Origin of the sequence: Sphingomonas spermidinifaciens (assembly GCF_002351485.1) — a bacterium.
Taxonomy (GTDB): domain Bacteria; phylum Pseudomonadota; class Alphaproteobacteria; order Sphingomonadales; family Sphingomonadaceae; genus Sphingomonas; species Sphingomonas spermidinifaciens.
Window position 1 is genome coordinate 690,514 of the sequence record NZ_NWMW01000001.1, and the last position, 23,983, is coordinate 714,496.

The following is a 23,983-nucleotide window of genomic DNA, read 5'->3' on the forward strand; positions in this document are numbered from 1 at the left end:
CCATGGGTGCGCTGCCGGCGAGCGGTGGATGCCAGTGCGGCGCGGTCCGCTATCGCATCACCGCGGTGAACGCCGGCAGCCCCCATATTTGCCATTGCCGCATGTGCCAGCGCGCGGTCGGGGGGCCGTTCGCGGCGCTTTTCGGCGTTCCGGATGAGGCGATCGAATGGACGCACGGCGCGCCCGCCGTGTGGCGAAGCTCCGCGGCTGCGACGCGTGGCTTCTGTGCGAATTGCGGAACGCCGCTCTTCTATCACGGCGACGACAGCGGCCGGTTCAACCTGACGATCGCCTCGCTCGACGATCCCGAGGTGTTTGCGCCGGAAACGCAGATGGGCGTCGAAGGCAAGCTTGCATGGTTTGACGCGCTGCCCTCGCTGCCCTCGCGTGGCGAGACGGGTAGCGAGGATGCCGAATGGGCGGAGCGGATCGCGGCGAGCAATCGACAGTATCAACCGGACTAACGGGCAAACCTTCGCCTGGCTGTCGCCCGATGATCGGCGTGACGCCGATCAGAGCGCTGCCAGATCAATCGCCCCATGCCGGTCAAGCGTCTTCGACCGGTCGCGCATCGGGTATTTGAGGCCCGTCGCGCAGTTGAAAAGCACCACCTGCTCGTCGCGCCCGACCTCACCATCGGCCAGCGCCTGTTCGTAGGCCGCCAGCGTCGCGCCGCCCTCCGGACAGAGCAGCAGCCCGTCCTCGATCGCGGCGCGCTCGGTCGCGGCGACGATCGCCGGGTCGCCGATCGCCAGCGCCTTGCCGCCGCTCTCGCGCACCGCGTCGAGGATCAGGAAGTCGCCCACCGCCTTGGGCACGCGAATACCTGCGGCAACGGTGTGTGCGTCCTCCCACCGCTCGGCGTGGCGCTCGCCCGCCTCGAACGCGCGGACGATGGGCGCGCAGCCCGACGCCTGCACCGCATACATGCGCGGGCGCCGCGGGCCGATCAGGCCGATCGCCTCCAGCTCGTCGAACGCCTTCCACATGCCGATGAGGCCGGTGCCGCCGCCGGTCGGATAGAAGATCGCGTCGGGCAGCTCCCAGGCGAGCTGTTCGGCCAGCTCCAGCCCCATCGTCTTCTTGCCCTCGATCCGGTACGGCTCCTTAAGCGTCGACAGGTCGTACCAGCCATTCTCCGCGCAGCCCTTCGCGACGATCGCGCCGCAATCGTCGATCAGGCCGTTGACGCGGTAGACCCGGCCCCCTTGCGCGGCGATCTCGCGCACGTTGATCTCGGGCGTGTCGTCGGGACAGAGGATCACGCTCTCGATCCCTGCGCGGCTGGCATAAGCCGCCGCCGCCGCGCCGGCATTGCCGTTGGTCGGCATCGCGATCGTCCGGACGCCCAGCGCCTTGGCCATGCTGATCGCCATGACCAGCCCGCGGGCCTTGAAGCTGCCGGTGGGCAGCCGCCCCTCGTCCTTCACCAGCGGCGGCCGCGCCGCGAGGCGCTCGCCGGCGGCGAGCAGCGGGATCAGCGGCGTCTCGCATTCGCCCAAGCTGACGATGTTGGCCTTGTCGCGTACGGGCAGCAGCTCGCGCCAGCGCCACAGGTCGCGCGGGCGGGCGGCGAGCGCTTCCTTCGTCAGCGCCCCCCGCACGCCGCCCAGATCATAGCGGACCAGCAGCGGCCGTCCGGCGCGCGACAGGCCCTGCACCACATCGGCCTCGTACCGCTCGCCGGTCAGCCCGCATTCGAGATGCGTGACGAAGCTCGGGCGGTCGGCGGTGAGATTGTCGTTCCAGATCATGCCCCCGGCTTGGCCACCGCGGCGGCGGCGGTCAAGCCGGGGCAGCCCGGATCAGGGCACGGTCACGCGCTGGAACGTCACCCCCTTCAGCTCGGGAAGCGCCCTGAGCTGCGGCTCGACGGTGGCGAGGTCGCCGACAACGACCAGCGTCGCCTTGTCGATCGGCTGGGTCGAGACCGCCGCCTGCTGCACCTGTGCCGGCGTCACCGCGAGCACCGCGGGGACATAGGTCTGAAGCCAGTCCTTCGGCCAGCCCAGCCCGTCGCGCTGCGCCATCGAGTTGATGAGCGACTGCGCGGTCGCGTTCTGGATGACGAACAGCCCGGCGAGGTAGTTGCGCGCGCCCGTCACCTCGGCCGCGGGTGGGGTCGTCGTCTGGAGCCCGCGGATCTCCTTGAACACCTCGGTCACCGAAGCGCCGGTTGAAGCGGTAGTGACGTCGGCCTGGAACACCCAGGTACCCGCCCCCGGCCAGAACTGAATCGAGGAGCCGGGCGAATAGGTGTAGCCCTTGTCCTCCCGGATGTTGCGGGTGATGCGCGAGCTGAACATGCCGCCCAGCATCGCGTTCGACACGCGCTCGGGCACGTCGCCGGCACTCGCGCCCGCGGGTGCCGGGAAGGCGAGCCGCAGCGTCGATTGCGGCGCACCGGGGCGATCGACCAGCAGCACGACGGGGCCGGGCGCGGGCGTGTAGGGCGCCTTCGCCCGCTCGGGTCCGGCCGCCCAGCCGCCGAACGCCTGCGTCACCGCCGCCTTGACCGCCGCCGCGTCGAACCGCCCGGCGACATAGAGATGCGCACGCTTCGCCCCGAAATTGGCGGCATGGAAGGCCTTGACGTCGGCGAGCGTATAGCCCTCCAGCTGCGCCTGGCTCGGCACGTAGCGGCCATAGGGATGTTCGGCGCCGTAATAGCGCTTGAACAGCGCCGCGGTCGCCAGGGTGCCCGGCTGCGACATGCTGATGGCAAGGCGGCGGGCGGCGTCGGCCTTCACCCGGTCGAACTCGGCCGCGGGGAAGTCGGGCCGGGTCGCGACGTCGCCGAGCAATGCGACGGCATGGCCCGCATGTTCGGACAGCACGTCGATCGCGAAGCTCGTCTTCTCCTCGCCCGGCACGACGTTGAGGCTGCCGCCCATGTCGGCGGCGGCGGTCGCGATCTGGCCGGCGGACTTGCCCGCCGCGCCCTGCTTCGTCATCTCGGCGGCGAGCTGCGACAGCCAGACCCTGTCGGCCTCGTTGATCCCGCCGGCATAGACGTCGAGCATCATCACCGCCTTGGGCGTGGTGCCATAGGGGATCAGCGTCACCGCCATGCCGTTGGGCAGCGTGTAGGTCTCGCTCGCCGGCACCGCGAAAGGCTTGGGCGTGCCGAGCGGCGGCGGGGTCGCGGTCTGCGCGGCGAGCGGCATGGAAGTCGCCAGCGCGGCGACGGCGGTAGTGGCGAAGATCAGCGGACGGCGCATCACTGGGCTCCCTTGGGCTGGGCAGCAGCGGTGGCAGGCTGCGCGGCGCCGGGTTCGATGACGTAGATCGAGCGGTTGGTCGGACGCAGATATTCCTGCGCCACCTTCTGGATCAGGGCGGGCGTCACCTGCGCGAAGCCGGCCTCGATCTGATTGACCTTGGTCGGGTCGTCGTCGAACAGCGCATAGACCGCGAGCAGGTTGATGAGGCCGATGCGGCCGAGACCATCGACGCTCGAATAGAGCTGCGAGCGCAGCTTGGTGCGCGCACGGTCGAGTTCGGCCTGCGACACCGGCGTCGTGCGCAGCCCCTCGACGACGCCGTTCACCGCCGCGGTGATGGCCTGGTGCGTGGTCTTCGGATCGTGCTGGAAACTGAAGCTCCACAGCATCGGCCCGTTATAGTCGAACATGTCGCCGAGCAGCGCATTGATGCCGCCGTTGATCGAGCCGGTCAGCCCGCGATTCTGCACGAGTTCGGCATAGAGACGGCTGTCCTCGCCCTGGACGAGCATCTGGTCGATCAGGCCCATCGCATACCATTCGGGCGTACCGCGCGGCGGCACCTTGTACGCGGCCGCATAGCCGGGGCGCGGCGCGAGCTTGTCGACGCGGCTCCGGAACTTCTCCTGCGTCTGGCGCGGCTCGCTGATGTCGGGCTGGGCAAGGCGCGGCTTCGAGGCGATGGGCCCGAACAGCCGCTCGACCGTGGCGCGGGTCGCCGCATAGTCGATGTCGCCCGCCACGACGAGCACTGCGTTCGACGGCCGGTAATAGCTGTCGAAGAAGGTCTTGGCGTCGGCCACCGTCGCGGCCTCGATCTCGGTCAGATCGCCGTAGAAATTATGCGCGTTGTGCCAGTTCTCGTTGGCGAGCATCGGCAGGTCGATCCACGGCCAGGTCGAATAGGGCTGGTTGAGGACGTTGACCTTGACCTCGTTACCGACGACGCCCTGCTGGTTCTTGAGCACTTCCTCGTTGATGACGGGGCGCGCCATGCGGTCGGCCTCGAGCCACAGGATCCGGTCGAGCGCGCTCGAGGGAACGACCTCGAAATAGTTGGTGAAGTCGAAGCGGGTCGAGCCGTTGAGGATGCCGCCATTGGCGCCGATCGTGTCGATCATCACGCCCTTGGGCGCGTTCGCCGACCCCTGGAACATCAGATGCTCGAACAGATGCGCGAAGCCGGTGCGGTTGCGCGGCTCGACGCGGAAACCGATGCCGTAATAGACGCCGACCGTCACCGTCGGGGCGATCGTGTCCTTGGCGAGCACCACGCGCAGGCCGTTGGGCAGCGTGAAATACTGCATGTCGACGTTGAGCCGCGCGGGCGCGGCGGCGGCGGGCTGCGCCTGCGCGGCGGCCATTCCCGGCCAGCACGCCGCGAGCGCGAGCGCGGCGGTCATCTGCCTCAGCTTCATGATACTTCCCCCAGAAGGTGACTGTATCAGCTTAGCAAGACAGTCGCCGCCCGCAAGCGGCTTTTCGTTGCCGCCGTTACCGTCAGGCCGCCTGCGATCGCCGGATCGGATAGGGACGTGCGGTCAGCCCCTCGACGAGGAGCGGCCCGCGATCGACATAGACGGGCACAAGCTTGCCCGTGGTCGGGTTCGGCCGGCCGACCATGAACGCCGCGCTGCTGCGCCCCTGCCCGCCCCCCTCGGCGCGGTAGCGCGCGTCGACAAGGATGATCGGCGCGAAGAAGCGGCGCCCCGCCGCCTCGACCACGTTGAGCTGATCGAGCGGCGCGCCCATCGCCGCACGGTGCTCGCGATGCTCCTGCGGACGCAGCGTGTAGCGGCTGTGCTGCGCCGGATCGACGGGTTCGGCAAGGTGCGCGAGGATGCGCTCGTCCTGATCGGCGCTGGCCGTCAGCATCCATGCCGAGACGAGCATGTCCGAGACCGCCTGATCGCTCTGGTTGAGGATCGCGAACTGGAACTCGACGAAGCCCGCGTCCTCCTGAAGGCCTGCGCGGATCGGCTGAAGCTCGATGCCAAGCTGGGGTGCCGGGCGGCTGAACGCGGTGAGCGTGCCCGCCGGGGTCGCGGGGGCAGCGCGAAAGGCGGTGATGGTGCCCGCGGGGATGTCGGGCCGCGGGCCGAGCGGCGCACCGGCAGGCCGCGACAGGAACTGCGGCGGCTCGGCCGGTTCGGGCGCGGGCGGCGGCGCGACGGGCGTCGGCGCGACGGGCGGCGGCGTGGCGAGGGGCGGGGTCGCGGGGCGCGGCGCGGGCGGCGGCGTCACCGGGCGCGGGGCGGGCTCTGGCGCGGGGATCGGCGCCTCGACTTCGACGAAGCCGTCGTTACGCCCACGGCGGCGCCAGAAGAACAAGGCCACCCCTGCAAGGATGACGAGACCGGCGAGGACCGCCCAGAGCGTGCCGTTGCCGCCGGTCTCCGCCGGGGCCGCGGTGGCTGGCGCTGCGTCTTCGACAGGTGCCGCCTCGGGTGTGGCGACGGGTGCGGGCGGTGCGGACTCGATCGGTGCCGGGCCGGGCTGGGCCGCAGGCTCGACGACCTCGGGTTCGCGCGCTGGCGTAGCCGTGGGCTGCGCGCGCGGCGTGGCGGTGGCGACCGGACTGGGGGTCGTGCGCGGCGTCGGCGCGGCGCGGGGCGTCGGGGTGACGGTCGGGACCACGATGGGCGGGGGCGCGGGCGTCGGGACGGGAGTGGGGGTCGGCGTCGGCGCGGGCGCCTCCTGCCCCTCGCCCGGCGGCAGCGAATAGCGGATCGGCGGCAGGATGCGCTCGGGCGCGGGCGTCTGCTGCGCGGCGACAGGGACGGCCGCGGGGATGACGGCAAGGACCAACAGGGGGAACCGGAACATGGCCGGGCGCTTTATCGCCCTTGTGGCCCCCGCCGCTAGCCCCCGCTCGCGCGTGCGGCCGTTTTTGGCGTGCGCGTGGTTTGACAGCCTCACCCCCCGCCCCTATATCGCGCCTCTGCCTTCACGACCGGGATAGGGTGCGCCGTCGCGCAGCGCGCCCAAGAATGGGTCTGACAGGTTATTTCAGGACGCCCCATGAAGCTGCGGTCCCATCCGGGGCACGCGGCTTTTTGCGTCCCGAAAGGCATTTGCGCCCGACATTCCGGCTGAGCGAGGCGAACAGCAGCTTATGGCAACCAAGGCAATCGAGAGCGGCACCGTCAAGCGCCGCATCCGCAAGGTTTTCGGCGACATCCACGAAGTGGTGCAGATGCCGAACCTGATCGAGGTGCAGCGCGAGAGCTATGAACAGTTCCTGCGTTCCGATCCCTCGATCGGCTATGTCTCGGGCCTCGAGAAGACTCTGCGGTCGGTGTTCCCGATCCGCGACTTCGCCGGCACCGCCGAGCTCGATTTCGTGAACTACGAGCTCGAGAGCCCCAAGTTCGACCAGGAAGAGTGCCGCCAGCGCGGCATCACCTATGCCGCGCCGATGCGCGTCACCCTGCGCCTCATCGTGTTCGAGGTGGATCCCGATACCGAGGCGCGCAGCGTCCTCGATATCAAGGAGCAGGACGTGTACATGGGCGACATGCCGCTCATGACCGAGAACGGCACCTTCATCGTCAACGGCACCGAGCGCGTCATCGTCAGCCAGATGCACCGCTCGCCGGGCGTGCTGTTCGACCATGACCGCGGCAAGACCCATGCCAGCGGCAAGTACCTGTTCGCCGCTCGCGTCATCCCCTACCGTGGCAGCTGGCTCGACTTCGAGTTCGATGCCAAGGACATCGTCAACGTCCGCATCGACCGCAAGCGCAAGCTGCCGGTGACGTCGCTGCTCTATGCCCTCGGTCTCAACAGCGAGGACATCCTCAACCACTTCTACAACCGCGTGACCTATGTCCGCGGCCCGAACGGCTGGCAGATTCCGTTCGCGGCGGAGAACTGGCGCGGCACCAAGCCGATGTTCGACATCGTCGACGCCAAGTCGGGCGAGGTCATCTTCCCCGCCGGCCAGAAGATCAGCCCGCGCGCCGCGAACAAGGCGGCGAAGGACGGCCTGACCGAACTGCTGATCCCGACCGAGGAGATCTTCGGCCGCTATTCGGCGTTCGACCTCATCAACGAGACGACGGGCGAGATCTATATCGAGGCGGGCGACGAAGTGTCGGCCGAGAATCTCGAAAAGCTCGACAAGGCCGGCATCGACCGCGTCGAGCTGCTCGACATCGACCATGTCTCGACCGGCCCCTGGATCCGCAACACGCTCAAGGCCGACAAGGCCGAGGAGCGTGAGCAGGCGCTGGCCGACATCTACCGCGTCATGCGCCCCGGCGAGCCGCCGACGCTGGAGACCGCGGAGTCGCTGTTCGCGGGCCTGTTCTTCGACCCCGAGCGCTACGACCTGTCGGCCGTCGGCCGCGTCAAGCTCAACATGCGCCTCGACCTCGACGCGCCCGACACGGTGACGACGCTCCGCACCGAGGACATCCTCGCGGTCATCAAGACGCTGGTCGGCCTGAAGGACGGCAAGGGCGAGATCGACGACATCGACAATCTCGGCAACCGCCGCGTGCGTTCGGTGGGCGAGCTGCTCGAGAACCAGTACCGTGTCGGCCTGCTCCGCATGGAGCGCGCGGTGAAGGAGCGCATGTCGTCGGTCGACGTGTCGACGGTGATGCCGAACGACCTCATCAACGCGAAGCCCGCGGTGGCCGCGGTGCGCGAGTTCTTCGGCTCGTCGCAGCTCAGCCAGTTCATGGACCAGACCAACCCGCTGTCGGAAGTCACCCACAAGCGCCGCGTGTCGGCGCTCGGGCCGGGCGGCCTCACGCGTGAGCGTGCGGGCTTCGAGGTTCGCGACGTCCACCCGACGCACTATGGCCGTATCTGCCCGATCGAGACGCCCGAAGGGCCGAACATCGGCCTCATCAACTCGCTCGCGACTTTCAGCCGCGTCAACAAGTATGGCTTCATCGAGACGCCGTACCGCAAGATCATCGACGGCAAGGTGACCAACGAGGTCGTCTATCTGTCGGCGATGGAGGAGCAGAAGCACACCGTCGCACAGGCGTCGGCGGCGCTCGACGCCGAGGGTCGCTTCACCGAGGAGCTGGTCTCGGCCCGCCAGGGCGGCGAGTTCCTGATGGCGCTCCCCGAGCAGATCACGCTCATGGACGTGTCGCCGAAGCAGCTCGTGTCGGTCGCGGCCTCGCTCATTCCCTTCCTCGAGAATGACGACGCCAACCGTGCGCTGATGGGCTCGAACATGCAGCGCCAGGCGGTTCCCCTGCTTCAGGCAGAGGCGCCGTTCGTCGGCACCGGCATGGAAGAGACGGTGGCGCGCGACTCCGGTGCAGCGATCGCGGCCAAGCGTGACGGCATCGTCGATCAGGTCGACGCGGCCCGTATCGTCATCCGTGCGACGGGCGACGTCGACGCGAGCGAGAGCGGGGTCGACATCTACACGCTGATGAAGTTCGAGCGTTCGAACCAGTCGACCTGCATCAACCAGCGTCCGCTGGTGAAGGTGGGCGACACCGTGCGTGCGGGCGACGTCATCGCCGACGGTCCCTCGACCGAGTTCGGCGAGCTGGCGCTCGGCCGCAACGTGCTCGTCGCGTTCATGCCCTGGAACGGCTACAACTATGAGGACTCGATCCTCATCAGCGAGCGCATCGTCAAGGACGACGTCTTCACCTCGATCCACATCGAGGAGTTCGAGGTCATGGCCCGCGACACCAAGCTCGGGCCGGAGGACATCACCCGCGACATCCCGAACGTCGGCGAGGAAGCGCTTCGCAACCTCGACGAAGCGGGCATCGTCTATATCGGCGCCGAGGTCGAGCCGGGCGACATCCTGGTCGGCAAGATCACGCCGAAGGGCGAGAGCCCGATGACGCCGGAGGAAAAGCTTCTGCGCGCCATCTTCGGCGAGAAGGCGTCCGACGTGCGCGACACGTCGCTGCGCCTGCCCCCGGGTGTGTCGGGCACGATCGTCGACGTTCGCGTCTTCAATCGCCACGGCATCGACAAGGACGAGCGCGCGATGGCGATCGAGCGCGAGGAGATCGAGCGCCTGAAGAAGGACTCGGACGACGAGCGCGGCATCCTCAACCGTGCGACCTGGTCGCGCCTGAAGGACATGCTGATCGGCCAGACCGCGACCGCGGTGCCCAAGGGCCTCAAGAAGGGCTCGGTCATCGATGACGCGCTGCTCGAAAGCGTCGAGCGTCACGAGTGGTGGAAGTTCGCCGTCGCCGACGACGCCGTGCAGGCCAATCTCGAGGGCGTGAAGGCCCAGTATGACGAGGCGGCCAAGCGCATCCGCGAGAAGTTCGAGGATCGCCGCGAGAAGCTGGAGCGCGGCGACGAGCTGCCGCCGGGCGTGCTCAAGATGGTCAAGGTCTTCGTGGCCATCAAGCGCAAGCTGCAGCCGGGCGACAAGATGGCCGGCCGTCACGGCAACAAAGGCATCATCAGCCGCATTCTGCCGCAGGAGGACATGCCGTTCCTCGAGGACGGGACGCCGGTCGACTTCGTGCTCAACCCGCTAGGCGTGCCGAGCCGCATGAACGTCGGGCAGATCTTCGAGACGCACCTCGGCTGGGCCGCGCGCGGCCTCGGTCGCAAGATCGGTGCGGCGCTCGATGCCTGGCGCGAGGCGAATCCGAACCCCGAGGCGGGCCAGCCCCCCGAAGCGGTGCGTGAGCTGCTGAGCGAGATCTACGGCGACAACTACGCCGAAGAGATCGCGGCGCGGACGCCCGAGCAGATCGCCGACCTCGCGAGCCATGTTCGCAAGGGCGTGCCGATGGGCACCCCGGTGTTCGACGGCGCGGTCGAGGCGGACGTGACGGCAATGCTCCGCCTGGCGGGCCTCGACGAGTCGGGTCAGGTCGATCTCTACGACGGGCGGACCGGCGATCGCTTCGATCGCAAGGTGACGGTGGGGTACAAGTATGTGCTCAAGCTCCACCACCTCGTCGACGACAAGATCCACGCGCGCTCGATCGGGCCGTACAGCCTCGTCACCCAGCAGCCGCTGGGCGGTAAGGCGCAGTTCGGCGGCCAGCGCTTCGGCGAGATGGAGGTCTGGGCGCTGCAGGCGTACGGCGCGGCGTATACCTTGCAGGAAATGCTGACGGTGAAGTCCGACGACGTGGTCGGCCGCACCAAGGTCTATGAGGCGATCGTCAAGGGTGACGACACGTTCGAGGCCGGCATTCCCGAGAGCTTCAACGTGCTCGTCAAGGAAATGCGCTCGCTGGGCCTCAACGTCGAGCTGAAGTCGATGGACGAAGGCGACGAGCTGGCCGAGGCGGCGGAGTAACGAGGACAGGGCAGCGGTTTCCGGACCGCTGCCCCTTCCCTTCCGCACGCGACGAATTTGACCCCTCAGAGGGACAGAAAAAATGAACGAACTGACCAACTTCGCGAACCCGGTCGCCAAGCCGGAGACCTTCGACCAGATCCAGATCGGCATCGCTTCGCCCGAGCGCATCCGCTCGTGGTCGTTCGGCGAGATCAAGAAGCCCGAGACGATCAACTATCGCACGTTCAAGCCCGAGCGTGACGGCCTGTTCTGCGCGCGCATCTTCGGTCCGATTAAGGATTACGAGTGCCTGTGCGGCAAGTACAAGCGCATGAAGTACAAGGGCATCGTCTGCGAGAAGTGCGGCGTCGAGGTCACGGTCTCGAAGGTCCGCCGCGAGCGCATGGGCCATATCGAGCTCGCCGCCCCGGTCGCGCATATCTGGTTCCTGAAGTCGCTGCCGAGCCGCATCGGCCTGCTCCTCGACATGCAGCTCAAGCAGCTTGAGCGCGTGCTGTATTTCGAGAGCTATATCGTCACCGAGCCGGGCCTCACTCCGCTCGAGAAGTTTCAGCTCCTCACCGAGGACGAGCTGCTCGACGCACAGGACCAGTATGGCGAGGACGCGTTCTCGGCCGGAATCGGCGCCGAGGCGGTCAAGGCGATGCTCATGGACCTCGACCTCGAGGGTGAGCGCCGCGACCTGCTCGAGGAACTCGCGACCACCAAGTCCGAGCTTAAGCCCAAGAAGATCATCAAGCGGCTGAAGGTGGTCGAGAGCTTCATCGAATCGGGCAACCGTCCCGAGTGGATGATCCTCGACGTCGTGCCGGTCATCCCGCCCGAACTGCGCCCGCTGGTGCCGCTCGACGGCGGCCGCTTCGCGACGTCGGACCTCAACGATCTCTATCGCCGCGTCATCAACCGCAACAACCGCCTGAAGCGCCTGATGGAGCTGCGCGCGCCGGACATCATCGTCCGCAACGAAAAGCGAATGCTGCAGGAAGCGGTCGACGCCCTGTTTGACAACGGCCGCCGCGGCCGGACGATCACCGGCGCCAACAAGCGTCCGCTCAAGTCGCTGTCCGACATGCTGAAGGGCAAGCAGGGCCGTTTCCGCCAGAACCTGCTCGGCAAGCGCGTCGACTATTCGGGCCGTTCGGTCATCGTGACCGGGCCGGAGCTCAAGCTGCACCAGTGCGGCCTGCCCAAGAAGATGGCGCTCGAGCTGTTCAAGCCGTTCATCTATGCCCGGCTCGACGCCAAGGGCCTGTCGATGACGCTGAAGCAGGCCAAGAAGTGGGTCGAAAAGGAGCGCAAAGAAGTCTGGGACATCCTCGACGAAGTCATTCGCGAGCACCCCGTCCTCCTCAACCGCGCGCCGACGCTCCACCGCCTCGGCATCCAGGCCTTCGAGCCTGTGCTGATCGAGGGCAAGGCGATCCAGCTCCACCCGCTGGTCTGCTCGGCGTTCAATGCCGACTTCGACGGTGACCAGATGGCCGTGCACGTTCCGCTGAGCCTTGAGGCGCAGCTGGAAGCGCGCGTCCTGATGATGTCGACCAACAACATCCTGTCTCCCGCGAACGGCAAGCCGATCATCGTGCCGTCGCAGGACATGGTGCTGGGCCTCTACTACCTCAGCCTCGAGAAGTCGGGCGAGCCGGGTGAGGGCATGGTGCTGGCCGACATGGAAGAGGTGCATCAGGCGCTGTTCAACGGCGCGGTGACGCTCCACACCAAGATCGTCAGCCGCGTGCCGCAGACCGACGAGGACGGCAACCAGTACCTCAAGCGCTTCGAGACGACGCCGGGCCGCATGCTGCTGGGCGAGACGCTGCCGAAGAGCCACAAGGTGCCGTTCGAGATCGTCAACCGCCTCCTCACCAAGAAGGACGTGGGCGACGTGATCGACGAGGTGTATCGCCACACCGGCCAGAAGGAGACCGTGCTGTTCGCCGACGCGATCATGGCGCTCGGCTTCCGGCACGCGTTCCGCGCCGGCATCTCGTTCGGCAAGGACGACATGATCATCCCCGCCGCCAAGGAAGGGATGGTTGATGAGACGCGCGCGCTCGTGAAGGATTATGAGCAGCAGTATCAGGACGGCCTCATCACCCAGCAGGAAAAGTACAACAAGGTGATCGACGCCTGGAGCCGTTGCGGCGACCAGGTGGCGGCCGCCATGATGGACGAGATCAAGGCGGTGAAGCGCTACGAGGACGGCCCGATGGCCGGCCGCGAGAAGCCGATCAACTCGATCTACATGATGGCGCATTCGGGTGCCCGCGGTTCGCAGGCGCAGATCAAGCAGCTCGCCGGCATGCGCGGCCTGATGGCCAAGCCGTCGGGCGAGATCATCGAGACGCCGATCATCTCGAACTTCAAGGAGGGCCTGACCGTCCTTGAATACTTCAACTCGACCCACGGCGCCCGCAAGGGTCTGGCCGACACGGCGCTCAAGACGGCGAACTCGGGCTACCTGACCCGCCGCCTCGTCGACGTGTCGCAGGATTGCGTCGTCATGGAGGAGGATTGCGGCACCGAGCGCGCGCTCGAGATGCGCGCGATCGTCCAGGGCGGGTCGGTCATCGCCTCGCTCGGCGAGCGTATCCTGGGCCGCACCACGGCCGAGGACGTCGTCGATCCCAAGACCAACAAGGTGGCGATCCCGCTGGGCACGCTTCTCGACGAGCCGATGATCGCGCAGATCGAGGCGCTGGGCATCCAGGGCATGAAGATCCGTTCGCCGCTGGTCTGCGAGGCGAAGATGGGCGTCTGCGCCAAGTGCTACGGGCGCGACCTCGCCCGCGGTACGCCGGTCAATATCGGCGAGGCGGTGGGCGTCATTGCCGCCCAGTCGATCGGCGAGCCGGGCACGCAGCTGACGATGCGGACCTTCCACATCGGCGGCGCGGCGCAGCTCAACGAGCAGTCGAACCTCGAGGCGCCGGTCGACGGCACCGTCGAGTTCCGCGACCTGCGCCTGATCGTCGACCAGCGCGGCCGACGCGTGACGCTCTCGCGTTCGGGCGAGATCGCGATCGTCGACATGGACGGTCGCGAGCTCTCGACGCACCGCATCCCCTACGGCGCCTATGTGCTGTTCGACGACGGGCATGTGGTGGCCAAGGGCGACCGCATGGCCGAGTGGGACCCGTTCACCATGCCGGTCATTACCGAGAACCCCGGCGTCGTGAAGTATCAGGACCTGCTCGACGGCAAGACGCTGACCGAACAGGCCGACGATGCGACGGGCATCACGCAGCGCGTGGTGACCGAGTATCGCGGGAAGGCGAAGGAAGATCTTCGTCCGCGCCTGACGCTGCTCGACGAGGGTTCGGGCGAGAGCGGTCGCTACATGCTCGCGCCCGGCACGGTGCTGTCGGTCGAGGACGGTGCGCAGGTACAGGCGGGCGACGTGCTCGCCCGTGCCAGCCGCGAATCGGCCAAGACTCGCGACATCACCGGTGGTTTGCCGCGCGTCGCCGAGCTGTTCGAGGCACGCACGCCCAAGGACTCGGCGATCATCGCCAAGGTTTCGGGCCGCGTCCTGTTCGGCAAGGACTACAAGGCGAAGCGCAAGATCGGCATCCAGCCCGACGACGGCGGCGAGGTGGTCGAGTATCTCGTCCCCAAGTCGAAGGTCATCGACGTGCAGGAAGGCGATTACGTCAAGCGCGGCGACAACCTGATCGGCGGGTCGCCCGATCCGCACGACATCCTCGAGACGATGGGCGTGGAGCCGCTGGCCGAGTATCTGGTCAGCGAGATCCAGGAAGTCTATCGTTTGCAGGGCGTGAAGATCAACGACAAGCACATCGAGGTGATCGTTCGCCAGATGCTGCAGAAGGTCGAGATCACCGACGGCGGCGACACGACGCTGCTCAAGGGCGAGCAGCTCGACCGCGACGAGATGGACGAGGCCAATTCGAAGCTCGAGAAGAACCAGCAGCCCGCGCAGGGCAAGCCGGTCCTGCTCGGTATCACCAAGGCCTCGCTCCAGACGCGCTCGTTCATCTCGGCCGCGTCGTTCCAAGAGACGACGCGCGTCCTCACCGAGGCATCGGTGCAGGGCAAGGTCGATACGCTGAACGGCCTGAAGGAGAATGTCATCGTCGGCCGCCTGATCCCGGCGGGCACCGGCGCGGGCATGAACCGGATGCGCGTCGCCGCCTCGTCGCGTGATGCCGCGCTTCGCGTCGCGCAGCGGCGGATGGCCGAGGCGACGATCATCGCGCCCAATTCGGCCGAGGAAGAGCACGCCGCCGAACTGGCGCGCTCGGTCCGCGACGCGCAGGGCACCGGCAACGACCCGCTGGCCGAGCTCGCCCCCTCGGGCCATGGCACCGACGCCGATGCGGGCGAATATCTGAACGACTGATCGTTCGGGTCTGAGTGAAGGAAAGCCGTCGTCCGGGATGCCGGGCGGCGGCTTCTTCTTTGGCTTCGTTAGACGGGAGGCAGCGCGACCGCCGGATCAAGCCCGGGGCGACGCGGGGGAATTGGGCCTTTCCCAGGCTACATCCGCACGATCCGCGTCCCCAGCCGCTCGGCCTCCCCCTGGTCGTGCGTCACCAAGAGGATCGGCAGCTTGAGCCGGTCGCGCACATCTTCGATCGCCCGCGCCACCTCCTCGCGCCGGGCGCGGTCGAGGAAGCTCGTCGGCTCGTCCAGTAGAAGGAAGCGCGGCGCCGCCAGCAGCGCGCGGCCGATCGCCACGCGCCGCGCCTCGCCGCCCGACAGGGTGCGGGGGCGGCGCGCGAGCAGGTGGCCGATGCCGAGCAGGTCCACCACCGCCTCGAACCCGATCCAGCGGGCCTCGGGCGGCGCCCGCCGCTCGCCATAGCGCAGGTTGGCGCCGACGCTCAGGTGTGGAAACAGTCGCCCGTCCTGAAACACATAGCCGGCACGCCGCCGCTCGGGCGGCAGGTCGATACGCGCGGCACGATCGAACAGCGTCACGCCGTCGACGCGCACATGCCCCTCATCGGGGCGAAGCAACCCCGCGACCATGTCGAGCACGCTGGTCTTGCCCGCCCCCGACGGGCCGAACAGGACCGTCACCCCCTCCCCGCCCTCGACATGCGCGGCGATTAGCGTGTCGCCACGCCGCTTCACCAGCGACAGGTCAAACGACATGGCCGCTCCGCCGCCGTGTCAGCGCCTCCGACACCACGAGCGCCGCCAGTGAGAGTACGACGGAGATCGCCGCAAGCCGCCAGACCTGCGCATCGCCGCCCGGCACCTGCAGCGCCGAATAGATGGCAATGGGCAGCGTCCGCGTCTCACCCGGCACATTCGAGACGAAGGTGATCGTCGCCCCGAATTCGCCGAGCGCACGCGCAAAGCCGAGCACCGTGCCGGCCAGCACGCCGGGCAGGCTGAGCGGCAGCGTAACGGTCAGGAAGGTATCTAGCCGCCCCGCCCCGAGCGTCCGCGCCGCACCCTCGATCCGCCGGTCGACCGCCTCGATCGACAAGCGGATCGCGCGAACGATGAGGGGGAGCGCCATTACCCCTGCCGCGATCGCCGCGCCGGTCCAGCGAAAGAGCACGCTCACGCCGAACCATCGCTCGAGCGGACCGCCGATCATGCCCCGGGGCGCAAAGGCGATAAGCAGCAGCCAGCCGGTGACGACGGGCGGCAGGACGAGCGGCAGGTGGATGATCCCGTCGAGCAGCAGGCGACCGGGGAAGCGCCCCCTCGCAAGGAGATAGGCGAGTCCGAAGGCCACCGGCAGCGTCGCCGCCACCGCGACACCGCCGACGAGCAGCGACAGGCGAACGACTTCCCATTCGTCGGGGGAGAGAGCGAGCGGCACGCAGTCTGTCTAAAGTGGCGCAGCGCGCGGTAAAAGAAGGAAGAAGCGGAACTCAGCCTCTCTGGATCCGAGGCGACGAGTTTTGTGAAGAGATGGCCTCTCCTGTCCCGTCACCCGGACGCTTCGAACGGCCCAGTCAGGCTTGAATCGTTGTCCCGCTTCTTCTTCCGCCGCGTCAGGCGCGCGCGAGCTTCCAATAGGTTGCGTACCGCTCATGAGCGATCCGGTGATAGGGGACCAGCCGCACCGCCTGCCCGTCCGCCGCGGCCAGCGTGAAGGTCAACGGCGCACCCGCCGGGCGGATTGCCCCGGCCAGAGCGCGCGGATCGCCTGCCAGTTGCGGTACCGTGACGGGCGCGTCGTTATACTCGCCGAACTTGCGCTCGTTGACGACGACGTCGTCGCCGGGCTTCAGCCCCTGCCGCCCGAGCGCCCCCGCGAGCACCAGCGGGCCATAGGTGAAGGCGACGATGTCGGGCGCGGCGGGGATCGCCTCGAACCCCGGCTCCATCGCCAGCTCAAGCGTCACCTCGTCGCCATCACGCCATTCGCGCGAGACGTCGATATAGCGGCCGGGCGCATCGGACCGCATCACCTCGGCGCCGTTGACGCGCACCACCGCCGTCCGGCTCCAGCCCGGGTGGCGGAGCGCCAGGGTCAGCGTCTGCGGCGCCTTCATCGACCAGCGCAGCCGTGTCGTCGCCTCGTCGGGAAAGCGCGTTGTCTGGGTGAGCGACGCACCCGCCTCACGCCAACGCACGCTCGAGGGGATGAACAGGTTCACATAGAGTGCGCGGTCGCCCTTGAAGTAGATCGAATCGCGATACTTGACGTGGTTTTCCATCCCCGTCCCCGTGCAGCACCAGAAGCTGTGCTCGGGTGTGTGATAAAGCTTCATGTATCCTGGCTTCGCGCCCTGGAAATAGGTCGCCATGCCGCTGTCGGGATCCTGCGAGGCGAGGATGCCGTTGTAGAGCGTCCGCTCATAGTAATCGCCGTATTCGGCCTGCGGATCATCAAGGAACATCGCGCGCGTCAGGCGCAGCATATTGTGCTGGCAGCAAGTCTCCGACGCCTTGGGCGAGAAGACGTGCTGCGCGGTGTCGACCGGCGCGAAGAAATGCTCGGCATCACCATGCCCGCCCGTCGCGAAGGAGCGCGTGCGCGCGACCGTGCGCCAGAAGAAACGGGCGGCGTCGCGGTATCTGGTCTCGCCCGTCGTTTCATAGACGCGGTGAAAACCGGTGATCTTGGGCACCTGCGTATTAGCGTGGAGCCCGTCGAGATGGTCGCGGTTTTTTGTCAACGGGTCGAGGATTGCCTTATGCGAAAAGCGGCGCGACAGGTCGCGATAGTCGGCGTTGCCGGTCATTGCATAGAGATCGGCATAGACCTCATTCATGCCGCCATGCTCGATCGCCAGCATCTCCTCGAACTGGGCGTCATTCAGCGGCCGGCACGCCGCGACGCCCCAGTCGGCAAGACGGATCAGCACTTCGCGCGAGGCCGCGCTGTCCGCCAGCAGCGCCGCGTCACGCAGCCCGGCATAGATTTTGTGGAGAGTGTACCAAGGAACGCCGGTGATCGGCTGTCCCGCCAGATGCCGCGCGAGCAGCGCCGCGCCGTCGGGGAAAGCAGTGACAAGCCCGCTCTTCGCCGCCGCCTGGCACGCGGCGAGCTCGGCGGCGATATGCTCGATACGCTGCTGGTACCGCTTGTCGCGCGTGCTGCGCCAGGCGAGCGCGCATGCCGAGAGATAGTGCCCGAGCGTGTGGCCGTGGCAGTTGATGTCGGCCCAGGTCGCTTCCGACTCCCAGCCCCCATAGACCGGCGCGCGCGGCTTCAGCCCGGCATTGACGCGAAAATTGTGAAGCATCCGGTCGGGATCGAGGCGTAGCAAATACGCCTCGGTCATGCGCTGGGCGTGGAGGAACGGGCTGTCGTGAAGGTCGACATCGGCCATATCGAAGGCGGTCAGGCGCGGCTTGACCGCGCGCGGCGGCGCATCGGGCGCAGACTGCAATGCGAAGGCAGGCGAACCCGCGGTCGCGACGATGGCGCCGCTGCCCACACTCGCGAGGAAACCTCGTCTCGACTGCCCCGTGCGTCCGCCGTCCATGCCGCCTCTCCTGCCTTTTAGTCTGACTAATCAAAGAGTGAGGCCGCCGCAACCTAGGGCATGCAAAAAGGGCCGGAGGTCGCCCCCCGGCCCTTCATGCGTCGGATCGTCCGATCAGTTGGCGGCGGTCGCGGTGCCGCTGGTCGCCAGCCACTGCTTCCAGAATGTGGCGATCTCGGCCTTGGGCTGGGTCTTGACCGCATCGAACGACGCCGTGGCCTCGGCCCGGTTGCCCGCGCCGACCAATGCGTTGCCGAGGCGCAGGTTTACCGTGTCGTTATCGACACCGCCCTTCTGCAGTGCCAGCTTGTAGAACTCGACCGCCTTGGCATAGCTCGCGCTGCCCAGATAGGCGTCGGCCAGCTGGGCCGCGGCGCGGCCATTGGCGGCCGCCTTCGCCTTGCCCTCGAGCGTCGAGAGCGCGCCCTCGCTCTTGATCGACGTGTTGGCGTCGGTCAGCAGCTGCCCCAGTCCGCTCCCCTGGATCTTGCCCTGCGCGCGGCCTTCCTCGATCGCCGACTTGGTCTCGAACGGCAGGCCGACGCGATAGGCGATGTCGGCATATTCGGCATAGTCGCCCTGATCGGCCAGGACCTTGGTCTGGCGCATCAGGCGGAACAGGTCGAGCTTGCCCTGATCGTCGAGCTTGGCGCTGTCACGATAGACGAGCAGCGACCGGCGCCAGTTCTTGGCATTGGGATAGTCGTTGAGCTGGAGGCGCAGCCACTTGCTGACGCCCGCCGAATCCTTCGCGGCATAGAGCTTGGCGACGGCGAGGTCGTACCACGCATCGGGCACGGGCTGGTTCGCGGCCTTCTTGGCCTGCACCGCCTTTTCGAGCTCGGCGACGCCGCCGGCCGAGTTGCCGAGGTCAAACTGCGTCTGCGCCATGCTGAGCGTCAGGTTTTCCTGATCGCTGTAGCCGAGCTGCTGCGCCTGCTGGAAATAGCGGAGCGCGCCCTGATAATCCTTCTCCTGCCGCGCGATGTCGCCGCGCACAAAGGCCATCTTCGCCTTGTCTGCAGTGCGCGGGTCGGCGAGCAGCGTCTCGATCGCCGCCTTCATGCCGGCGTTGTTCTTCTTGCGCGCCTCGAGCGGCAGGCGAAGCTGCGCGGCGAAGTACTTCTCGTCATCATTCTTGATGAGCGCTTCGGCGGCGGTCAGCTGCGTGTCGGCGGTGGCAAGGTCGTTTGCCTGGAGCGCGGTCTGCGCGGCGAGCGCCGCCTTGCGGAACTCCTCGCCGACCTTGAGCTGGGGGGCCTCGCCCTCCTTGCCCTTCTTCTGCACGGGGGCCGCCGGCGCCGCGGTCGCCACGGCGACGCCGCCGAGCGCCAGCATCGCGGTGAGTGCGGCCTTGGACACGATCGACATCTTCAGAAATCTCCTCTCGGGGGTTTTCAAGCCCCTAAATGCCCGAGCGCCGCCAGACAAGCCGACACCGGATCGCTCCTGCCCGTGGCACCAACCCACTGAACGCATATTGAACGCGACCTATCCCTTTGGACCGAATTGACCCGCGTCGATCGCGCGCCTAGCCGCGGGGTCATGCAATCGGCAGTCATCATCGGCGCCTCGGGCGGGATCGGCGGCGCGCTCGCCGATGCGATCGAGGAAGAAGGCGCGTATGATCGCGTCTGGCGCTTCTCCCGGGCGAACGGGCTGGACCTTACCGACGAGGCGAGCATCGCCGCCGCCGCCGCGCGGGTGGCCGAGGGACCGGCGCCCGCCCTCGTCGTTGTCGCGACGGGCATCCTGCACGAGGGCCAGCGCGGACCGGAAAAGGCGCTGAAGGATCTCGATGCCGAATGGCTGTCGCGCGTCTATGCCGTCAACACGATCGGCCCAGCGCTGGTGGCCAAGCATTTCGTGCCGCTGCTGCCGCGAACCGGCACGCCGGTCTTCGCCGCGCTGTCGGCGCGGGTCGGCTCGATCGGCGACAATGCGCTCGGCGGCTGGCACGGCTATCGCGCGTCAAAGGCGGCGCTCAACATGCTCCTGCGCAACATCGCCATCGAGGCGCGGCGGAAGTACGATCGCACGATCGTCGTCGGGCTGCACCCCGGCACGGTCGATACCGGCCTGTCCAAGCCGTTCCAAGGCAATGTCGCGCCGGGCAAGCTGTTCGCGCCCGACCGTGCCGCGGTACAGCTCCTCGACGTGATCGACGGGCTGAAGCCGCACGACAGCGGCAAGGTCTTCGCCTGGGACGGGGCGGAAGTGCCGTTCTAACCCCTTTCGGGATTGAGAAGGCCCGTGATTGGTCGGCCATGAGGCGTGGTGCCGCTCACCAACAGACCCGCCTCCCCTCCCCCGCGAAGTGACCACCTCCCCTCGCGCACGCGAGCGCGCGAGACTTGTTCGGTGCCCCCAAGGGGTCTAGGACCGTCACAGAACCTCCACACGAAAGCGAAAGCCTGCCTTGACCGACGAGACGTTGCTCGCCGACCCTTCGGACATTTCCCGCATCTCGATCGTCGACGAGATGAAGTCGAGCTATCTCGACTATGCCATGTCGGTGATCGTTGCGCGCGCGCTGCCCGATGTGCGCGACGGGCTGAAGCCCGTCCATCGCCGCATCCTGTTTTCGGCGAGCGAGAGCGGCTTCACCTACAACAAGCCGTATCGCAAGTCGGCGCGCATCGTCGGCGACGTGATCGGTAAGTATCACCCGCATGGCGACACCGCGATCTACGACGCGTTGGCGCGCATGACGCAGGACTGGTCGATGCGCGTGCCGCTGATCGATGGTCAGGGCAATTTCGGCTCGATGGACCCCGATCCGCCCGCGGCAATGCGTTATACCGAGGCGCGCCTCGCCCGCGTCGCAGGCGAACTTCTGTCCGATCTCGACAAGGATACCGTCGACTTCCAGCCCAATTACGACGGGTCGGAAAGTGAGCCGTCGGTGCTGCCCGCGCGCTTCCCCAACCTGCTCGTCAACGGCGCGGGCGGCATCGCCGTCGGCATGGCGACCAACGTGCCGCCGCATAACCTGGGCGAAGTCGTCAACGCCTGCCTCGCCTATGTCGACAGCCAGGGTGCGGTGACGGCGGACGAGCTGATGGAGATCGTCCCCGGTCCCGACTTCCCGACCGGCGCGATCATCCTCGGCCGTTCGGGCATTCGGAGCGCTCACGGCACCGGCCGCGGCTCGATCATCCTCCGGAGCCGCCACACCTTCGAGCAGCGCGGCGAGCGGCGCTCGATCGTCCTCACCGAAATCCCCTTCCAGCAGGGCAAGAACGCGCTGGTCGAGAAGATCGCCGAGGCCGCCAAGGACAAGCGCGTCGAGGGCGTCAGCGACATCCGCGACGAATCGAACCGCGAGGGTGTTCGGATCGTCATCGACCTGAAGCGCGACGCGACGCCCGAGGTGGTGCTCAATCAGATCTGGCGCCACACCCCCGCCCAGTCGAGCTTCGCCGCCAACATGCTCGCGATCCGCGGCGGCCGGCCAGAGCTCCTCAACCTGCGCGATATCATCGAGAGCTTCGTCCGGTTCCGCGAGGAGGTCATCACCCGCCGCTCGAAGTACGAGTTGGCGAAGGCACGCGACCGCGCACACATCTTGCTGGGCCTCGTTATCGCGGTCACCAACCTCGACGAGGTAGTGAGGATCATCCGTGGCTCAGAGAGCCCGGCGGCGGCGCGCCACGCGCTCCTGATGCGCGAATGGCCGATCGCCGAGATCGCGCCCTATATCCGGCTGGTCGAGGCGATGGAGCAGGAAGTCGAGGGCGAGGTCTATCGCCTGTCCGACGTTCAGGTCCGCGCGATCCTCGACTTGCGCCTCCACCGGCTGACCGCGCTCGGCCGCGACGAGATCGGCGGCGAACTGGCCGAACTCGCCGCCTCGATCGCCGAGCTGCTCGAGATCCTCGGCAACCGCGTCAAACTCTACGAGGTGATGCGCGGCGAACTGGTCGAGGTGCGCGACGCCTTCGCGACGCCGCGCCGGACCGAGATCGCCGCCGCCGCCGACGGGATCGAGGACGAGGACCTGATCGAGCGCGAGGACATGGTCGTTACCGTGACCATGCAGGGCTATATCAAGCGCACCCCGCTCGATGCCTTCCGCGCCCAGGCGCGCGGCGGCAAGGGCCGCGCGGGCATGGCGACCAAGGACGAGGACGCGGTCACCAACCTGTTCGTCACCTCGACGCACACGCCGGTGCTGTTCTTCTCCACGCTCGGCCGGGTCTATCGCATGAAGGTCTGGCGCCTGCCCGAGGGTGGCCCGGCGACGCGCGGGCGGCCGATGGTCAACCTGCTGCCGCTGGCCGCGGGCGAGACGATCTCGACCGTCCTCCCCCTGCCGGAGGATGAGGCCGAGTGGGGCAAGCTCCACGTCATGTTCGCGACCGCACGGGGAAGCGTCCGTCGCAATTCCATGGACGCCTTCACCAACGTGCCCACCGCTGGCAAGATCGCGATGAAGTTCGAGGGCGAGGATGCCGACGACCGCCTGATCGGCGTCGCGCTGCTCGAGGAGGGCGACGACGTGCTCCTCGCCAGCCGAAACGGCAAGGCGATCCGCTTCCCCGGGGAGGATGTGCGCGAGTTCCAGAGCCGCAACTCGACCGGCGTGCGCGGCATGAGCCTGAAGGACGGCGACGAGGTGATTTCGCTGTCGATCCTCCACCGCGCCGGCGCCACGCAGGAGGAGCGCGAGGAGTATCTGCGCTTCGCCCCCTGGAAGCCCGAGCGCGAGGGCGAGCCAGCGAATCCCGAGCGCCTTGCCGAGCTGGCGGAGAAGGAACAGTTCATCCTTACCGTTTGTGCCAACGGCTATGGCAAGCTGTCGTCCGCATATGAGTATCGCCGGACGGGCCGCGGTGGTCAGGGCATCACCAACATCGACAACATCCGCCGCAATGGCCCGGTCGTCGCGAGCTTCCCCGCGCGTCAAGCCGACCAGCTGATGCTCGTCACCGATCAGGCGAAGATGATCCGCATGCCGCTCACCTCGCTGCGTGTCATCGGCAGAGGGTCGGCGGGCGTTCGCCTCTTCAACGTCGCCGATAACGAACACGTCGTCGGCGTCGCGCGCATCGATGAAGAGCCCGAGCCCGAGAACGCCGCCGAGGCCGCCGTCGCCGACGAGCTCGAAACGATCGCCGAGGTCGAGGCCGACAAGGCGATCACGCTCGATGACGGCACCAGCGAGGCGACGCTCAGCGAGCGGGTCGAGGAAGAGGACGACGATGGCGAGTGATCGCCCCGCCCTCGCCTACAAGGTGCTGACCGCCGATCAGATGGCGGCGCTTGAGACGGAGGGCGCGTTCGCGGGCGCGCCTGTGGATGTTGCGGACGGCTATATCCACCTGTCGACCGCGGCGCAGCTGACGGAAACGGTGGACAAGCATTTCGCGGGGCAGACCGACCTGCACGTGGCGGCGGTCGATCTCGAGGCGCTCGGCGAGGCGGTGAAATGGGAGGAGAGCCGCGGGGGCGCGCTTTTCCCGCATCTTTATGCCGCTTTGCCCTTGGCGGCGGTGGTGGCCTATGGGTCGCTGGAGCGCGATACGAACGGGAAGGTCCGGCTGCCCGTCGCCGGCTGAGGCGGGCGGGCG

At 67.6% G+C, this 23,983-nt stretch carries 14 protein-coding genes; 6 read left to right on the forward strand and 8 right to left on the reverse strand.

Features of this window, described 5'->3' with window-relative positions; translation table 11 throughout:
- Nucleotides 1-2 precede the first annotated feature (2 nt).
- Nucleotides 3-464 carry a GFA family protein gene (locus COC42_RS03320; protein ID WP_096341833.1) on the forward strand — a complete coding sequence of 154 codons (462 nt, stop codon included), beginning with the start codon at nt 3-5 and terminating at the stop codon, nt 462-464.
- A 48-nt stretch (nt 465-512) separates the two neighbouring features.
- Here COC42_RS03320 and COC42_RS03325 read toward each other — a convergent pair whose 3' ends face one another.
- From COC42_RS03325 to COC42_RS03340, 4 genes are all read right to left on the reverse strand, one after another.
- Nucleotides 513-1,754, reverse strand: a complete 1,242-nt coding sequence (locus COC42_RS03325) for a threonine synthase (protein WP_096341834.1) — start codon at nt 1,752-1,754, stop codon at nt 513-515.
- A 51-nt stretch (nt 1,755-1,805) separates the two neighbouring features.
- The gene (locus tag COC42_RS03330; RefSeq protein ID WP_096341835.1) at nt 1,806-3,221 is read right to left on the reverse strand and encodes a M16 family metallopeptidase; all 1,416 of its coding nucleotides are present in this window, start codon (nt 3,219-3,221) and stop codon (nt 1,806-1,808) included.
- Nucleotides 3,221-4,642: a M16 family metallopeptidase gene (locus COC42_RS03335; protein ID WP_096341836.1), complete on the reverse strand. Its 1,422-nt coding sequence runs from the start codon at nt 4,640-4,642 to the stop codon at nt 3,221-3,223. The genes COC42_RS03330 and COC42_RS03335 overlap by 1 nt, the downstream gene beginning before the upstream one ends.
- Nucleotides 4,643-4,724: 82 nt before the next feature.
- On the reverse strand, nt 4,725-6,050 hold the full coding sequence (locus COC42_RS03340) for an LPXTG cell wall anchor domain-containing protein (RefSeq protein WP_141395770.1): 1,326 nt from the start codon (nt 6,048-6,050) through the stop codon (nt 4,725-4,727).
- A 289-nt stretch (nt 6,051-6,339) separates the two neighbouring features.
- Here COC42_RS03340 and rpoB point away from each other — a divergent pair, with 289 nt between their 5' ends.
- A complete protein-coding gene (gene rpoB / locus COC42_RS03345; protein ID WP_096341838.1) occupies nt 6,340-10,485 on the forward strand; it encodes a DNA-directed RNA polymerase subunit beta in 4,146 nt (1,381 codons plus the stop codon).
- Nucleotides 10,486-10,567: 82 nt separating this feature from the next.
- A complete protein-coding gene (gene rpoC, locus COC42_RS03350; RefSeq protein WP_096341839.1) occupies nt 10,568-14,851 on the forward strand; it encodes a DNA-directed RNA polymerase subunit beta' in 4,284 nt (1,427 codons plus the stop codon).
- 137 nt (nt 14,852-14,988) lie between these two features.
- Here the strand turns inward: rpoC and COC42_RS03355 are convergent, their stop codons facing one another.
- The 4 genes from COC42_RS03355 to COC42_RS03370 form a co-directional block, all read right to left on the reverse strand.
- Entirely contained in the window at nt 14,989-15,609 is a 621-nt protein-coding gene (locus tag COC42_RS03355; protein WP_096341840.1) for an ATP-binding cassette domain-containing protein, read from the reverse strand.
- On the reverse strand, nt 15,599-16,291 hold the full coding sequence (modB, locus tag COC42_RS03360) for a molybdate ABC transporter permease subunit (RefSeq protein ID WP_096341841.1): 693 nt from the start codon (nt 16,289-16,291) through the stop codon (nt 15,599-15,601). The genes COC42_RS03355 and modB overlap by 11 nt, the downstream gene beginning before the upstream one ends.
- A 175-nt stretch (nt 16,292-16,466) precedes the next feature.
- Nucleotides 16,467-18,410 (reverse strand): glycoside hydrolase family 127 protein, encoded by a 1,944-nt coding sequence (locus tag COC42_RS03365; RefSeq protein ID WP_096341842.1) that lies wholly within the window; start codon nt 18,408-18,410, stop codon nt 16,467-16,469.
- A 114-nt stretch (nt 18,411-18,524) separates the two neighbouring features.
- Nucleotides 18,525-19,781: a hypothetical protein gene (locus COC42_RS03370; protein WP_096341843.1), complete on the reverse strand. Its 1,257-nt coding sequence runs from the start codon at nt 19,779-19,781 to the stop codon at nt 18,525-18,527.
- 174 nt (nt 19,782-19,955) lie between these two features.
- Here COC42_RS03370 and COC42_RS03375 point away from each other — a divergent pair, with 174 nt between their 5' ends.
- The 3 genes from COC42_RS03375 to COC42_RS03385 all read left to right on the forward strand — a co-directional run bounded on the left by COC42_RS03375 (nt 19,956) and on the right by COC42_RS03385 (nt 23,971).
- Nucleotides 19,956-20,639 (forward strand): SDR family NAD(P)-dependent oxidoreductase, encoded by a 684-nt coding sequence (locus tag COC42_RS03375; RefSeq protein WP_096341844.1) that lies wholly within the window; start codon nt 19,956-19,958, stop codon nt 20,637-20,639.
- A gap of 190 nt (nt 20,640-20,829) precedes the next feature.
- The gene (gyrA, locus tag COC42_RS03380) at nt 20,830-23,625 is read left to right on the forward strand and encodes a DNA gyrase subunit A (protein ID WP_096341845.1); all 2,796 of its coding nucleotides are present in this window, start codon (nt 20,830-20,832) and stop codon (nt 23,623-23,625) included.
- Nucleotides 23,615-23,971, forward strand: a complete 357-nt coding sequence (locus COC42_RS03385; protein ID WP_096341846.1) for a DUF952 domain-containing protein — start codon at nt 23,615-23,617, stop codon at nt 23,969-23,971. Before gyrA ends, COC42_RS03385 begins: the two co-directional genes overlap by 11 nt.
- The last annotated feature ends 12 nt before the right edge of the window (nt 23,972-23,983 follow it).

What these genes read in the sequence shown, in the direction of transcription:
- COC42_RS03320 (WP_096341833.1), top strand. Translation starts at nt 3, where the DNA reads ATGGGTGCGCTGCCGGCGAGCGGTGGATGCCAGTGCGGCGCGGTCCGC.
- COC42_RS03325 (WP_096341834.1), bottom strand. Translation starts at nt 1,754, where the DNA reads ATGATCTGGAACGACAATCTCACCGCCGACCGCCCGAGCTTCGTCACG.
- COC42_RS03330 (WP_096341835.1), bottom strand. Translation starts at nt 3,221, where the DNA reads ATGCGCCGTCCGCTGATCTTCGCCACTACCGCCGTCGCCGCGCTGGCG.
- COC42_RS03335 (WP_096341836.1), bottom strand. Translation starts at nt 4,642, where the DNA reads ATGAAGCTGAGGCAGATGACCGCCGCGCTCGCGCTCGCGGCGTGCTGG.
- COC42_RS03340 (WP_141395770.1), bottom strand. Translation starts at nt 6,050, where the DNA reads ATGTTCCGGTTCCCCCTGTTGGTCCTTGCCGTCATCCCCGCGGCCGTC.
- rpoB (WP_096341838.1), top strand. Translation starts at nt 6,340, where the DNA reads ATGGCAACCAAGGCAATCGAGAGCGGCACCGTCAAGCGCCGCATCCGC.
- rpoC (WP_096341839.1), top strand. Translation starts at nt 10,568, where the DNA reads ATGAACGAACTGACCAACTTCGCGAACCCGGTCGCCAAGCCGGAGACC.
- COC42_RS03355 (WP_096341840.1), bottom strand. Translation starts at nt 15,609, where the DNA reads ATGTCGTTTGACCTGTCGCTGGTGAAGCGGCGTGGCGACACGCTAATC.
- COC42_RS03365 (WP_096341842.1), bottom strand. Translation starts at nt 18,410, where the DNA reads ATGGACGGCGGACGCACGGGGCAGTCGAGACGAGGTTTCCTCGCGAGT.
- COC42_RS03370 (WP_096341843.1), bottom strand. Translation starts at nt 19,781, where the DNA reads ATGTCGATCGTGTCCAAGGCCGCACTCACCGCGATGCTGGCGCTCGGC.
- COC42_RS03375 (WP_096341844.1), top strand. Translation starts at nt 19,956, where the DNA reads ATGCAATCGGCAGTCATCATCGGCGCCTCGGGCGGGATCGGCGGCGCG.
- COC42_RS03385 (WP_096341846.1), top strand. Translation starts at nt 23,615, where the DNA reads ATGGCGAGTGATCGCCCCGCCCTCGCCTACAAGGTGCTGACCGCCGAT.